General features: G+C 58.7%; 14 protein-coding genes and 4 pseudogenes. 9 read left to right on the forward strand and 9 right to left on the reverse strand.

The window, feature by feature from the left end; genetic code table 11:
- Positions 1-5: 5 nt before the first annotated feature.
- The 7 genes and pseudogenes from JCM13995_RS09990 to JCM13995_RS17785 form a co-directional block, all read right to left on the reverse strand.
- Positions 6-782, reverse strand: coding sequence for a gamma-glutamyl-gamma-aminobutyrate hydrolase family protein (locus JCM13995_RS09990; RefSeq protein ID WP_054665201.1), 777 nt, complete (start codon positions 780-782; stop codon positions 6-8).
- A gap of 4 nt (positions 783-786) precedes the next feature.
- Positions 787-1,548 (reverse strand): gamma-glutamyl-gamma-aminobutyrate hydrolase family protein, encoded by a 762-nt coding sequence (locus JCM13995_RS09995; protein WP_054665204.1) that lies wholly within the window; start codon positions 1,546-1,548, stop codon positions 787-789.
- Positions 1,549-1,808: 260 nt separating this feature from the next.
- Entirely contained in the window at positions 1,809-1,970 is a 162-nt protein-coding gene (locus JCM13995_RS14610; RefSeq protein WP_156314433.1) for a DUF3188 domain-containing protein, read from the reverse strand.
- A 38-nt stretch (positions 1,971-2,008) separates the two neighbouring features.
- On the reverse strand, positions 2,009-2,230 hold the full coding sequence (locus JCM13995_RS10000) for a hypothetical protein (RefSeq protein WP_054665208.1): 222 nt from the start codon (positions 2,228-2,230) through the stop codon (positions 2,009-2,011).
- 121 nt (positions 2,231-2,351) lie between these two features.
- A pseudogene (locus tag JCM13995_RS10005) lies at positions 2,352-3,729 on the reverse strand (PTS sugar transporter subunit IIC).
- Positions 3,730-4,066: 337 nt separating this feature from the next.
- Positions 4,067-4,801 carry a MurR/RpiR family transcriptional regulator gene (locus JCM13995_RS10010; protein WP_054665211.1) on the reverse strand — a complete coding sequence of 245 codons (735 nt, stop codon included), beginning with the start codon at positions 4,799-4,801 and terminating at the stop codon, positions 4,067-4,069.
- A 56-nt stretch (positions 4,802-4,857) separates the two neighbouring features.
- Positions 4,858-6,669, reverse strand: a pseudogene (locus JCM13995_RS17785) (FAD/NAD(P)-binding protein).
- Positions 6,670-6,819: 150 nt separating this feature from the next.
- Here JCM13995_RS17785 and JCM13995_RS10020 point away from each other — a divergent pair.
- Together JCM13995_RS10020 and JCM13995_RS10025 are read left to right on the forward strand one after the other, a co-directional pair.
- On the forward strand, positions 6,820-8,172 hold the full coding sequence (locus JCM13995_RS10020) for an FAD-dependent oxidoreductase (protein WP_054665214.1): 1,353 nt from the start codon (positions 6,820-6,822) through the stop codon (positions 8,170-8,172).
- An 18-nt stretch (positions 8,173-8,190) separates the two neighbouring features.
- A pseudogene (locus JCM13995_RS10025) lies at positions 8,191-8,813 on the forward strand (LVIS_2131 family protein).
- 57 nt (positions 8,814-8,870) lie between these two features.
- On the opposite strand, the gene JCM13995_RS10030 reads toward JCM13995_RS10025, so the two are convergent.
- Positions 8,871-9,077 carry an LBP_cg2779 family protein gene (locus JCM13995_RS10030; RefSeq protein WP_054665217.1) on the reverse strand — a complete coding sequence of 69 codons (207 nt, stop codon included), beginning with the start codon at positions 9,075-9,077 and terminating at the stop codon, positions 8,871-8,873.
- Between the two features lie 155 nt (positions 9,078-9,232).
- Between JCM13995_RS10030 and JCM13995_RS10035 the strand changes: the two genes are divergently transcribed.
- The 6 genes and pseudogenes from JCM13995_RS10035 to JCM13995_RS10060 all read left to right on the forward strand — a co-directional run bounded on the left by JCM13995_RS10035 (position 9,233) and on the right by JCM13995_RS10060 (position 12,622).
- Positions 9,233-9,538: a hypothetical protein gene (locus tag JCM13995_RS10035; protein ID WP_054665220.1), complete on the forward strand. Its 306-nt coding sequence runs from the start codon at positions 9,233-9,235 to the stop codon at positions 9,536-9,538.
- 137 nt (positions 9,539-9,675) lie between these two features.
- Positions 9,676-10,788, forward strand: a pseudogene (locus JCM13995_RS10040) (lactate oxidase).
- Positions 10,789-11,270: 482 nt separating this feature from the next.
- Entirely contained in the window at positions 11,271-11,741 is a 471-nt protein-coding gene (locus JCM13995_RS10045) for a flavodoxin domain-containing protein (protein WP_054665224.1), read from the forward strand.
- A gap of 6 nt (positions 11,742-11,747) precedes the next feature.
- Positions 11,748-11,981, forward strand: a complete 234-nt coding sequence (locus JCM13995_RS10050; protein WP_054665227.1) for a hypothetical protein — start codon at positions 11,748-11,750, stop codon at positions 11,979-11,981.
- A complete protein-coding gene (locus JCM13995_RS10055) occupies positions 11,981-12,160 on the forward strand; it encodes a hypothetical protein (protein WP_054665230.1) in 180 nt (59 codons plus the stop codon). The genes JCM13995_RS10050 and JCM13995_RS10055 overlap by 1 nt, the downstream gene beginning before the upstream one ends.
- 57 nt (positions 12,161-12,217) lie before the next feature.
- Positions 12,218-12,622, forward strand: coding sequence for a pyridoxamine 5'-phosphate oxidase family protein (locus tag JCM13995_RS10060; protein ID WP_054665233.1), 405 nt, complete (start codon positions 12,218-12,220; stop codon positions 12,620-12,622).
- Positions 12,623-12,686: 64 nt separating this feature from the next.
- On the opposite strand, the gene JCM13995_RS10065 is transcribed toward JCM13995_RS10060, so the two are convergent.
- The gene (locus tag JCM13995_RS10065) at positions 12,687-13,361 is read right to left on the reverse strand and encodes a type 1 glutamine amidotransferase (protein WP_054665236.1); all 675 of its coding nucleotides are present in this window, start codon (positions 13,359-13,361) and stop codon (positions 12,687-12,689) included.
- Between the two features lie 231 nt (positions 13,362-13,592).
- On the opposite strand from JCM13995_RS10065, the gene rsmG reads away from it, so the two are divergent.
- Positions 13,593-14,034, forward strand: a 442-nt coding sequence (rsmG, locus tag JCM13995_RS10070; RefSeq protein ID WP_082397812.1) for a 16S rRNA (guanine(527)-N(7))-methyltransferase RsmG, incomplete at its 3' end; no start/stop codon positions are given.

Here is a 14,034-nt window from a genome sequence, read left to right on the forward strand (position 1 = left end):
TGCGGCTATTTTGCTTCGCCGGCTGCCAGGGTCGATATCCCTTGGCGGTGCGAGGCGGCGCGTTCAATGAAGTCAGCGTAGATTTTCAGTTGCGAAGGCGCGTCCTGCCACAAGTTCTCCGGGTGCCACTGAATGCCGAGAATGAGGTCATTATCCTCGCTTTCAAACGCCTCAATGGTGCCGTCGTAGGCTTTGGCGGCCAGGCGCAGGCCGGCGCCTAACGTGCGGCTGGCCTGGTGGTGGCGCGAGTTGACATAGGCGGTGTCGCCAAGCAGCTTGGCTAGGCGGGTCTGCGGGACGATGGCGACGTGGTGGGTCGGGTACTCGCCGGAGGTGGCCTGCAGGTGGCGTAGGGCGTCGGCTTTTTCCGTCTCCAGGTCCTGGTACAAGGTGCCGCCAAACGCGACGTTTAGAATGTGGCTGCCGCGGCAGAGGCCAAACATCGGCTTGCCGGCCGCATAAGTCGCCTTGATCAGCTCCAGTTCGAAGGCGTCCAGCAAGGGATTAGCCGCTTGAAGCTGAGGGCGCGGCTGCTCACCGTAGCGCGTGGGGTCGACGTCTGGACCACCGGGCAGGATCAACCCGTCAAACAGCGGCAGGTAGGCTTGAATCACCTCGGGGATCAGGCGCGCATTGGTCGGGTACGGGATGGTGATCGGCAGCCCGCCGGCTTCCAGGATCGTATCCTTGAACATGGTAGGGGAAATATCGACGGTGTTGGGCACGGTGAAGACGCTGGGGTCGTGAATCACATCGGCCACTAAGGCAATCACGGGGCGCATGAGGTCACTTCCTTTGATGAGTTTTTGAAAAGGCGCTGGCCCGGGCGACCAGGTCGGTGAATAACCGGCCCTGAGCCGGTTGACTGGCGGTCAGGTTTTCCGGGTGCCACTGGACGCCAAGGAGTTGGTCGCCGGTTTGAGACTCGATGCCTTCGATCACGCCGTCTGGCGCCTCGGCCGACACGCGCAGACTGGCCCCGACATGGTGCACCGCCTGGTGGTGGCGCGAGTTGACGTACCCGGTCGGGCCAATCAGGCTCGCCAGCCGAGACCCTTCAGCCATGCGCACGTGGTGGGTCGGGTACTGACCCGGTGCCGCCTGGGCGTGCCTCAGGTGAGCCTGCGGGTCGTCGGTGCCGAGGTCCTGGTACAAGTCGCCGCCGCACGCCACGTTCAGCAGTTGCATGCCGCGGCAGATCGCAAACACCGGGAGACCTTCCTGAATCGCTGCCTGGGTCAGTGCCAGCTCGAAGCGATCCTCGGGCAAGATGACACTGCCGAGCTTTAGCTCCGGTTCCTGGCCGTACAGCGTGGGATCAAGATCGGGCCCGCCAGGTAAAAATAACCCCGAGATTGCGGCCACGTCGGCTTGGACCAGCGCATCGATCTGGTCCCCTCGAGCGGGAAACGGCAAAATCAAAGGGACGCCGCCAGCATCGATGACGGCCTCTTTGATGGCTTGGGGCACGATGCTGGCGCTTTGGGTGTTGATGTAGGGACTGACACCGGCCAGCTGGTCGGTGGGAATGCCAATATACTGTTGCATACGCTCGCCTCCTGATTTAAGCGTAGCGAATTACGGCGGCGTTTTGCCAGCAGGAACACTTTTCGGAGTCGTGTCAGATTAAGCGGCGGCGATGAGGCTGGTTACGTTGGGGCCTTCATTCTCCGGGTGAGGTGACCCCGGCTGGGAGTCGTTTTCGCTGGCCCGTTTAAAGTGGGGTTCGTAATGGCCGGTGAGCCGCCGTATTATACATAAAAAGCGGCCTCGCACAACATGTGCAAGGCCGCAATTGGCACAACAAGTTATTTACTATCGCTGGAAGACTTGGTGCGCCGGTGACGGCGTGTTATCAGCACGACCCCGAGCACCACTAAAGCGATACCGAGCGTCAGGAGACCAGGATCCAGGTTCTGGGTCCCGGGGCCTTGCGGGCTGATCATGATGACGTAAAACCCGATGGCCATTGATAACATGCCGGAACTGTAATGTTCTTCATGCCTAGTTAGGCGACGCCGACGGTGAACAGAATCGCGGAAGCCCAGCTTTGCTTCTTGATTTCTGCTTTGGCGGTTTTGGCCGCCGCATCCAAGTCGGTGGCAGTGGTGCTGAATGTGGCACGCATGCCCTGCTTGCTATTCAGCTTGAAGGTGACGCCATCTTCATCGTAAGCTTCCAAAACGGCGATCATCTTATCCAGATACAGTGCAGAACTAACAACAACCATGTTATCTGACTCCTTCATGTTCGATTTATTAGAGGACTACCAGCGAAGAAACCGGTTGCGGCAGTCACTAGTGTTAATAATAAGCCACTGGTTGGGTAAAGACAACCAGTGGCTCATACGGTTAAGCGGCAGTGCCGCCGTCGTCAGGCGCGTCCGTTTGAACTCGGCTGGATGCCATAACAAATGGGACCCAGATGAAGAACGCAATGACCATGTTGACAAGGGCCAGTACCGCGGCTCGCCAGTCGAACCCGGTCGCCATCAAGGCGTTCAGGATTGGTGGGGTGATCCAAGGAACCGCGATCTTGACTGGGCCAACCCAGCCAGCAGCAGTGACGAAGTAAGCAATGGCAGTGTTCAGAACTGGTGCCATGATGAACGGGATGAAGTAGATCGCGTTCAAAACGATTGGCAGCCCGAACATGACTGGTTCGTTAATGTTGAAGAGGCCAGGGGCAAAAGCAAGTTTTGCGACGGCTTTTTCATCAGCACGCTTCGAGAACAGCAGGATGGCGATCAGCAGGACGATGGTACCACCTGAACCGCCGAACCAAACATAGGCGTCGAAGGAACCACGCACCCACTTGTAAGGCAGTGGTTCGCCGTGCTGGAAGGCCTGGATGTTGGCAATCTGAGAAGTGCCCCAGATGGATTCCAGAATTGGTGCCAGCACGTTCGGGCCATGAATCCCGAAGAACCAGAAGACCTGAACCAGCAAGGAAACCAGCAGCACCATACCGGCGCCTTGGCCCGCGTGAAGCAGTGGGGCCTGGATGGTGGCAGACAGCCAGTCACCGAAGGCCTGCCCGGTGAAGGTCTGGAACAGGTAGGTGATAATGGCAATGACATACAGGGCCGCGATCCCTGGGATCAGGGTCGTGAAGGCCTTGGAAACGGCCGGCGGCACGGTGTCGGGCATCTTGATGGAGATATCTTTCTTCATCAGCCAGATGTAGACAACGGTGGCAATCGCGCCGAAGATCATGGCCGTGAATAGACTCGCAGAGCCCAAGTTGGCGGTGCCAAATGCGTTAGGTACGGTGATACTCCCATTGGCGTAAGAACCGCCGGCATCGGTGATCACCTTAGCAGCAGACTTGCTCAGCTTGCCGGTGAGGGCCAGGCTGGCGCTGCTGTTGATACCCATGAAGAAGGCGGAAAGTGAAATCAGTGTCCCGGCGACCCCGTCGACCTGGTACGCTTCAGCGAGGTGATAGCCCCACATTGCGGAGAAGAAGACGGCGAAGATGGTCAAAGACCCAACGGATACGGTGTTGTCGATCATGATGATCGGCTGCACGGCATTGACGAAACTTGTCCAACCCCACTGTGCAGTAGGTGGAAAGCAGCGCGTTCAGCAGGGTTGCTAGAGAGCCGGCCATGGTGATCGGCAGTGTCGCGATGAATGAATCACGCAGCGCGACCAGCCAGGGAATTGACCCGATTTTAGCAGCCACTGGGACGACGTACTTTTCCAGCAGGTTCATAATGGCTTGCATAGAAATTCCTCCCAAAAAGTGTTTACCCCCGCGCACGGGTGATGCACTGGCATGGAGAATGTGAACGATAGATGCTGACTTGGCCAGTGCGCTAAACTCTTGCGCGAAAAACAGTTCCGGGCAGCGCTCTCATTTTATGTTGTCCAGCACGTCTGCCGGGCAGATGAAGGCGCAGCGCGGGAAACAGCGACGGACAAAAATCCGCCGAGTGGTTAACCACATTTTTAGTGTAACCGTTTGCAGACGAGATTGAAAGAATTTGACCCCACTAAAAAAACAAATAACTAAAATAAAACAGATTGAGTGCTTCAACTTGCTTTTTTTAGGTGGCAATGCGTTAACGAGGCTGCTTGAGCCGGTGGGCGACCAGCTCAAGCAGGTAAATGATCGGGATTTGCGTGGTCAGGTTCAGGCCGCCACGCGTCAGTTCCGGCAGGTAGTAGGTGATCACAAGGTCGGCCAGGTGGGCTAGCGTCGAGTCTGCGTGGTCGGTCAGTGCAATGACGTAAACGCCCGCCTGCTGTGCGCGGGTGGCCATGTCGATCACCGGCTGCGACTCGCCCGACACTGACAAGGCGACCATCACAGTGTTTTGCAGGACCGCAGTTTGTTCCGGGAAGGGGTAGTCCGGATCGGTCAGCGCCAGCGAAAAGGTCCCGGTGTTGGACCAAAAGCGGGCGCCGTACTCAGCCAAGGCCGCGCCGGTACCGATGCCGCAAAGCAGGACCAGCGGCGCCTGCTCAAGCTTTGCTACTGCCTGGTCCACCAGCTTGCTGAATTCGGGCGTCGTCACCGTTTCAAACTCCGCCAAGGGTGCCGACAAGTCCTGGTCGGACAGCGGGGTGGGCTCGCTGAGAGCCGCGCGGTTACGCTTTAAGGCGTACTTGAGCTCAGAGTAGCCTTCGTAACCCATTTTGTTGGCGAAGCGCAGGATCGTGGTCGTGCTGACATGCGCCTTTTCGGCCAGCTCGCGGATCGTCATGGTCTCAACTTCCGCCTGGTGCTGATTTATGTAAGTGTAAACGGACGACTCTAGGCCGTTCAGGGTGCGCAATTTGGCATACGGGAACAAGACAGCCCCTCCTTTTGATGATGCTCAATTCTACCATAATCGCCGGGCAGGTTCGGTCACTTCAGGAGCTGGCGGGCAATGCGGTTGGCGAGGCGCAGGTTGATGTCATTGACGTACGGGCGCGGGCTTGCGTGGTCAGCCAGTTGACGCCTTCTGTGGGCACGCCCCAGAAAAACAGCTTGCCCTGAGGCCGATGCTGGCTGTTCAGCAGTTGTGCCGTGTCCCGATCGACCAGCACCGCTCCAGACTGGAAGCGGCGGTCGCCGGCCAGCTCGAGGTCCATGAGCGTCGCCACGTCGTCATGCAGCAGCTGGGTGAGCAGCGGGTCCTTGGCGGCCTTGGCGTTTGCCGCCGGCACGCGGGCCTCGATCAGGGCGGTGCCGGCCGCCTGGAAGTCGGTGTCGGCCTTGGAGCCCACGATGAAGTATGCGCCTTGCGTGCGGATCGTCATTTGCCGCGGCAGAAACGAGATGATCCCGGCACGGCTCAGCGCCAGCAGCTGCTTGATCCGCAGTGCCGGCGGGCCGATCGACAGGAAGTCATTGGTGCCGTTGAACCAGCGCAGAAAAAAGTCCAGGTACTCGTCGTCGGTGAGCAGGCCGCGCGAAACCACTTGCCGGATGGGGTCGCGCAAGTCGCGCAGCACCTCTAAGGCAGCGGTCAACGGGCCGGTTTTGCTGCCGCGCTCGGCGGCTTGGCATCCGCAGCGAGGTAATCTTGAATGACGGTTTGCAGGTCGCCCTCCGGCACAGCGGTCAGGGCGTCCCAGTTGAGACGTTCTGAAGCAGGCAATTGCAGCGCTGCGACAGCTTTCTCTGGTTGCTGCAGGTAGTCGCTTTGAAAGCCGGTCAGGTCGATGCCCGGGTGGCGCTCCGCCAGCAGCAGGGAGTAGTACACAAAGCCGACCTCGCGCTGCAGGGCCTGCCAGAACTGCCTGCCGGTAACGCCGCCGCTTTGCTGCCAGGCGGCCAGCTGCGGCGTCGTCAAGAAGCGAGCCGGCCAGAGCTCACCCGGGGCTTTTTCGTTACGGGCCTTTGCGTGGTACGGCAGGCCACGCCGCGAGCCCGCCAGCAAATGAGGCTCGCGCCCGCTGGCGTGGTACACGAGTTCGCTGCTCGCGGTTTTTGTGAAAAAGCCCCCGCGGCCTTCCGTCAGGCGGCTGACAAAGTCAAAAAAGCTCAGCCCCAGCCCGCGCAGGATCACGACATCTTGATGGTTGATGGAAGACAGCTCGCCCTCCGCTGGGAACCCAGGCGGTAGGTAGAAGCGGTGGTGCGCCTGGGCAAATTGCTGCAACTTCGCCTGCTCGCGGGTGAGGCTGTTTTCAAGCGTGCCAAGGGCCATGACCACGCCGTCATATTTCTCAGTACTGGTGGCGGCGGTCACGGTGTACGGCGCGCCAGGCGCGACCTGCGCCACACTTTCCTGCCGAAAGGTGAGGGTCATGGTGGCCGGAAGGTGCTGCTTTAGCTGGTCGTAAAACCAGGCCAGGTAGTAGCCGTACAGGCCGCGTGGTGGATAATCGTTCGGGCCCAGGCCCTTGGCTGCCTGGGCAAAGGCTGGCGCGTTTGGGCCGCCAGTGCGCGCAATGTACGCTTCGGCCTCGCGCTTGGCCACTGGGCTAGATCCGGGCCAGAATTGACCGGCCCGGGATCTTCAACGGTCCGGTCGTAAAACAGCGTGATGTGTTGGGCGGCGGTGTTCATGATCAGATGAGGGTCTTGGTCGCGGCGCCACACGCGCCCGCCAATTGGAAAGGGGTCATACAGGGTGACGTTCAGCGGGCCTTGGCTGCCTTGCTGCCACGCGCTGAGTCGCTCGAGCACGAGCAGGCCGCGCGGACCGGCGCCAATCAGGGCAATTTTCATGCGGTTCACCTCCGACGGTTCGGGATTCAGGGCCTTTTTCATCAATTGTAGCGTGAATCTTACGAAAACTGATAGTGCGCCGCCTTTTGCTTTCGATTCAATCGTGTAATAATGAAAGGTAATGAAACTTGGCAAGGAGGGAATGCCGTCATGAGGATTGCCATTGTGGGTTGCACGCATGCTGGAACGGCCGCCGTCACGCAAATCGCCGCCGCCCATCCAGAGGCCACGGTCGATGTGTACGAGCGTCGCAGCGATATTTCGTTTCTGTCTTGCGGGATCGCACTGTACCTGGAAGGCACCGTGACGGCTCCCGAGCAGTTGTTTTATGCGAGCAAGGAAAGTCTGGAAGCGCTGGGGCCAAACATTCACATCCACTTGCAGCACGACGTCTTGAGCGTAGACAGAAAGAGGCACACCTTGGCGATCCAGGACATGGTGGACCACCACAAGTTCACGGCCAGCTACGACAAGCTGATCGTGTCGACGGGCAGTTATCCGGTGATCCCGCCGATTCAGGGGGTCAGCGTGCCGCGCGTGCTGATGTGCAAGAATTACGATGACGCCCTGGCCATCAAGCAAACCGCTGAAGGCGCCGACCGCATCGCCATCATCGGCGGCGGCTACATCGGCGTTGAGTTGGCCGAGGCGTACAGCCGGACCGGCCATGACATCTTGTTCATCAACGGGGTGCATCACCTGCTCAGCCATTACGTCGACGCGCCGCTGGCTAAAGAGGTCGAGGCGGAGCTTGCCGCCCATGGCGTCGATTCCCACCTGCAAGAAGTCGCGCTGAAGTTTGATAGCGATGACCAGCACGTGTACATCACCACCGACAAGGGTGAGTGGCAGGCGGATCTCGCCGTCGTGTGTGTCGGTTTTCAGCCGATGACGGAGCTGGTTGATGGCCAGGTCAAAATGAACGCCGACGGGTCGATTCACGTCAATGACTACATGCAGACATCTTCACCGGACATCTATGCGGCAGGCGACACCGTGGCGGTGCATTACAATCCCACGCACAAGGACGCCTACGCGCCGCTGGCCACCAATGCGGTGCGTCAGGGCAAGCTCGCCGGGATCAATGTCTTTGGTAATAAGACTCGGTACATGGGCACGCAGGCGACCTCGGCGCTGCGGCTGTACGACAAGACGCTGGCCTGCACCGGACTGACGCTGTCGCGGGCGCAGAAAGCCGGGTTTGACGCCGCGGCCGTCGACCTCGTGGATAATTACCGGCCGGAGTTCATGCCGACCACCGCGCGGGTGTCCCTGAGACTGGTGTACGACCGCAGCAATCGCCGGATCCTCGGCGGCCAGCTGTTTTCGCAGTACGACATCGCCCAGTCAGCCAACCTGCTGTCAGTGATGATTCAAAACCGCAACACGATCGACGACCTGGCGTACGTGGATATGCTGTTCAACCCGTACTACGACCGGCCTTGGAACTACCTGAACCTGCTTGGGCAAAAGGCGGTTGAACAGGCAGACGCAACGCACTAACGGCTTGGAGGGACAATTATGTCGAATTGGATCGGGATCATTGCTTGGGTGCTGCTGGCAGCATACCTGGGCTTTATCATCTGGAACATCCGCTCGCGTCACTTGAAAATGGTGGTGAAGGGTCAAAAACCGGGCCCGACCTGGCTGGTCGACCTGCTCGAAGTCGTCATTTTGGCGGCGGCCACCTATGGCATGGCGTGGGTCTCTTGGCTGCGCCCAATCGATTACGCGGACAGTCGGGTCGTTTCCGTGCGTTACGCCTACCAGCCGCTGATCCTGCAAACCGGGGCGACTCGGTCATACTACGTGACGGTGGCGTCTGGCAACGGCAAGCAGCCCGTGCAGCACTACACGTACTGGACCGCTGGGGCGAAGAACCAGACCAACAGCCACGACGCGACATTTCACTGGGCAGCGATCCGCTCACCATGAAGGCCAGCATGTACCCGTGGCACCACAAGCAGCTGGTCAAGCTGGATACCACAACGGAGAAGGCGTACGTGGCGACGATGACGGCGCACTTCAAGCCGACCTTCCTCAACGCCTTGGGGATGCACGTGGGCCACTTGGCCGAGCGGTTTGATTTGATCCGCATTCCCAACGACACGTTAATGAAAATTGAGCCGAAACAAGCCGATTGACGTCAAAACGAGCCGCTCATCCATCAGGATGGGCGGCTCGTTTCGGTTTCATCAGATTTATTTGCCAGTCGGTTTGTGTTCCATGTAGTCGCGGAGGCTGGCCACAACGCTTGCTTCCGGCTGCTCACGCATCGCCTTGATGTTGTGGATGTGCTCCACCGACACGTGGCTGTTCAATGCCATTTCCGTATCCGTGAGGTCATTCTTGCGCTGGAACTCAATGATCTCGCGTGCAAAAGCGCTCAGTTGGTCTTTTTCATTCACTAGTGTGAACCTCCTTGATTCATGTTCTACGTCTAGTATACCGAATTTCAGGCAAAATGCGCAGCGAAGTTGTTTTGGTTGCAAAAACGAACGGGTGTTTGTATAATAAAAGTAAGGGAATCTGTCGGAGTTGCCTGCGAAAGGAGCTGGTATTCATGGATCGTCTTGCTTATCTGAACACGTTGGCCGAAGCCCAGCCCACGCCGATGCGCGTGCGAAGCTTCGAGAACAAGAACGTGATTATTCACCGCAACTTGGCCAACCACCAAGGCCTGACGACCGAGGTCTGGAACGCCTGGCTGCAAAAGGTGCTGCTGCGCTTTTCGGGTTTTGAACCAGTCATTGAGGTCGACCGGTTCGGCAACGACCCCGACATTCGCTTCTTCCGCGAAAGTGAGCTGCAGGATGCGATCCACTTCATCCTGACCGGCAGCAAGGCCCCGGAGGCCGCAGTAGAATAATTAACTAAGTATACGAAACCAGGCTTTGGGCCTGGTTTTTTATTTACTTGCAAAAAGTTAGCCATTTACTCTTTACTTGTAAAATGTAAGTGATATGATGAACCTCGTAATCAATTAACGCATTGGAGGCAATCATCATGACATTAACAAATGGGTACGAACAAAGCGATCGCGAACAGAAGCTGAATATCGTCAACCTGCCAAGTCTTGAGGCAGAGGCGAAGAAAATCATTCCGACTGGCGGCTTCGGCTACATCGCCGGCGGTTCTGAGGATGACTGGACTGCGGCAGAACACGGCGGCCTTTGGTCACCTGCAGATCGTTCCTAAGGCCTTGTCGAACATCGAGCAGCCTAGCTTGGCCACTCACGTTTTTGGCCTGGATCTAAAGACGCCGATCATGATGGCACCGACCGCGGCGCAGGGCTTAGCCCACAGCCAAGGCGAAAAGGACACCGCGCGCGGCGTGGCGGCCGTTGGTGGCCTGATGGCGCAAAGCACGTATTCTTCCACTTCGATTGCTGATACTGCGGCAGCCGGCAACGGGGCACCGCAGTTCTTCCAGCTGTATATGAGCAAGGACTGGACCTTCAACGAAAGCCTGCTGGACGAAGCCGTCAAGGCCGGTGTCAAGGCGATTCTTCTGACTGTTGACGCAACGGTTGATGGCTATCGCGAAGCCGACATCGTCAACAACTTCCAGTTCCCAATCCCGATGGCGAACTTGACCAAGTTCTCCGAAGGCGATGGCAAGGGGAAGGGCATCGGCGAGATTTATGCCAGTGCTGCCCAGAAGATTTCCGAAGACGATGTGCGTCGCATTGCGGATTACACGCATCTGCCGGTCATCGTTAAGGGCATTCAGTCCCCTGAAGACGCACTGCGAGCCATCGGTGCAGGCGCTGCCGGCATCTATGTCTCCAACCACGGCGGCGTCAGCTGAACGGTGGCCCGGCCTCGATCGATGTTTTGCCGGCCATTGCCAAGGCAGTCAACCACCAGGTGCCGATCATCTTCGACTCCGGCGTTCGCCGCGGCAGCCACGTCTTCAAGGCGCTGGCGGCTGGCGCGGACCTGGTTGCCATGGGGCGGCCTGTCATTTACGGCCTGGCTCTGGGTGGTGCGCAAGGCGTGCAGTCCGTTTTCGAGGAGCTCAACCATGAGCTTGAGATCACCATGCAGCTGGCCGGCACCAAGACCATTGAGGACGTGAAGCACGCGCCGCTGACTCACTTTAACTACGCAGAATAAGTTTAGATGAAAGGCCGCTGGGGTACTCGGCGGCTTTTTGCGTAGTTGCGCTCAGGTCGGCAACGGGTGAGCATCTAGCTACGCCACACGCCCCGCCGCCAGAGTGCAGCGGCGAAGCGTATGTCTAGGCTAGCTGTCACCCTAAGTTCGCCGACCTTCGCAGCCTGCAGTAGTTGCGCTCAGCCGAGCAACGCCCGAGCAGCTAGCTACGCTCAGTGACAGGCACCGCTGCGCGGCACCCGTCCCTGAGCTAGGCTATCTGTCGGACTAAAATCGCTCGGCTTCGCAGCCTGCTGTAGTTGCGCTCAGGTCGGCAACGGGTGAGCATCTAGCTACGCCACACGCCTCGCCGCCAAAGTGCAGCGGCGAAGCGTTACGCTAGGCTAGCTGTCACCCTAAGTTCGCCGACCTTCGCAGCCTGCAGCCTGAAAGCTTTTCCATCCCCCGGCCGACAGGGTATACTGGAAGCAGAGGTGAGCGGGATGAGGATTTTGATTTTGTACGAATCAGTGACGGGTAACGCCAAGGGCATGGCGCGGATCTTGCAGCTGTTCTTTGAACGCGAGGGCGCCACGGTCACCGTGGGCCAGATGCAGCAAACCGACGCCGCGGTGATGGCCAATTACGACGCCGTGATCATTTCCACCTACACGTGGCTGGGCGGCATCGTACCGCCGCCAGTCAATGATTTTTACGAAGACATTCCGCAGGTGGATCTGAGCAAGCCGGTTGTCGTCGGTGTGGCCGGCACTGGCGATCCCTGGTACGGTAAGGATTACAATACGGCACCCGACCTCTTTGACGCCGCGTTTGAAAAAGCCGGCGCCGTGGTTGGCGCGGAGCCGGTCAAGATCGAGCAGGGCGCGGAAAAATCTGACATGCCGGCGTTTGCGGCTTTTGTGAAAGCCATTATCGCGAAGGTCAAGGACGTGCAGGGACACGCAAAGGAGTGACACAACATGGCGGAAGAAACCATCTTCTTCAATCCAGGCGATGCCATCGCCAGCGACTACGATTTTCAGGCGGCACGGCGATCGGCCGAGATTTTTAAGGTCGATCACGCCTCGACCAAGGGCCTGATCGTGGCCAAGGACGGCAAGGGCCGCTTCGATGTGTTTTACGAAGGCACCAACTCAGATCCGAACGCCGGCAAGGAGAAGCCGACCCAGTACACGATCTTGGCGCGGCTGTGATGCGGCGCAGATTGTGGCTGTCGCTTGGCTTGGTGGTCGTCTTGGTGCTGGGGGCTGCCCTCGAATGGTGGCTGCTGCGGCCGCTGGAGCCGAATCCGTTTTTGGTCGGACTGGTGGGCCTGCTCATGGGCGGCGCGTTAGCACTGCTCGTCAGTCTTTGGTGGCCCAGGCGCCATTAATGCCGCAGTGTGGTATACTGATTTGGTAATAAAAAGTAAGCGAAAGGATCTGATTTCATGGCAACATTGACACAAGAAATGAAGGACATGATCGGCTCACAACTCAACTTTTTAGCCACGGCGGATGAAAATGGGAATCCGCAAGTCGGCCCGAAAGGCACCATGCGGGTCTTTGACGATCACCATCTGATCTACAACGAGGAAACCGGCCGGCATGCTTGGCACAACCTGCAGCAGAATGGCAAGGCTGCAGTGGCCTCGGTCGACCGCAGCAAGCTCAAGGGGTTCCGGTTTGAAGGAACGGTTGAGATCCACAAGGATGACCAGATTTTTGACGACGCACAGGCCTTTGCCCAGAGCAAGCACCTGCCGGCAGCGATTGCCGCAGTCGTGATCAAGGTCGATCGCATCATCAAGCTTGATGCGGGCCCCAATGCCGGCACCGTGATCGAAGAAGACTAGCTGAAGGCACAACAAAGCACCCCGGTAAGCGATTTGGCTTGCGGGGTGCTTTTGCGCTGCGGAGTTACGCGGTCGGCTGGGCGACGCGCGCCTCGTGGGCCTGCACGATCAGTTTGGTGATGGCCTTGGCGATGTTTTCGTTGCGCAGGATCGGACCGTGCGCGTAGCTGCCGAAGGTGTTCTTGTAGCGCATGCCTTCCACGCCGTCGTCGGGGTTGTTGCCGTAGCCCTGGATCATTTTGCCCAGCGGGTGCAGCTTGTTCTTGTCATCGAAGTAGGTCCGGCCGCTGTGGTTCTCAAACGCCTTGACCGTGCCGAACTCGGTTTCAAACTCGGTGTCGCCGATCATCCGCGCGTCTGCCTTGAACACGGTGTGCAGCGGCAGGATACCCAGGCCCTTGATGGTCGTGCCGTCGGCGGTCTTGTAGTAGGTGCCAAGCAGCTGGTAGCCGCCGCAAATCGCGAGCATGGGCTTGCCCGCCTCGATGTAGGCGGCCAGCGTGTCTTTGAAGCGCGGCAGGTCCTTGGCGACCACGGTTTGTTCGTAGTCCTGACCGCCACCGAAAAAGACGAAATCATAGTTAGCCGCGTTGAACGGCTTGCCCAGACTGACGTTGTCCACGATGACCGGATAGCCTTCAAGGCCCAGCCAGTAGCGCAGGATCTTGACGTCACCGCTGTCCCCGTAGGTGTTCATCAAGTCTTCATATAAGTACGCGATGCGAATTGGCTCTTTCATGGCGCGCTTCCTTTCGTTCTTACTTGCGCACAATTTTAGCACATGCGGTGGCAAAGCAAAAGCGGCCGCGCTGCGGCGAAAACGCGACCAGTCGCTGCGAGATGTGAGTTTCTTGGCCAGAGTCAGGTTGTGACTGGCGGTCGATTAAGTTAAACTAGAGGGTGTCGTGAAACCAGCAAAAAGTTTCACACTGCGCGGTTCAATCGCGCAGCCAACAAAGGAGGCAAACCGATGGATGAGGCGGAGTTTAGCGCTGCAGTGGCGGCCCTGGGAGTGACGCCCACGGCCGCGCAGCTGGCGAAGTTTGCGCGCTACTACCAGGACTTGGTGGCGGCCAACGAACATGTGAACCTAACGGCGATCACCGAGCAGTCCGCGGTTTACCTCAAGCACTTTTACGATTCGCTGACCTTACTGGAGGCCGTGCCGGCACTGAAAAGTGAACCCCTGACGCTGTGCGATGTCGGGGCCGGCGCCGGCTTTCCCTCGTTGCCGGTCAAGATCATGGCGCCGCAGCTGGACGTGACGATTGTTGATTCGTTGAACAAGCGTATTGCCTTTCTTGACGGCCTGGTCCAGGCGCTTGGCCTCAGCGGCGTGCACCTTTACCACGACCGTGCCGAGACCTTTGGCGGCAAGCGCAGCGCGCATCGCGAGGCGTACGACGTCGTGG

Origin of the sequence: Lacticaseibacillus camelliae DSM 22697 = JCM 13995, assembly GCF_001311195.1 — a bacterium.
Lineage (GTDB): Bacteria > Bacillota > Bacilli > Lactobacillales > Lactobacillaceae > Lacticaseibacillus > Lacticaseibacillus camelliae.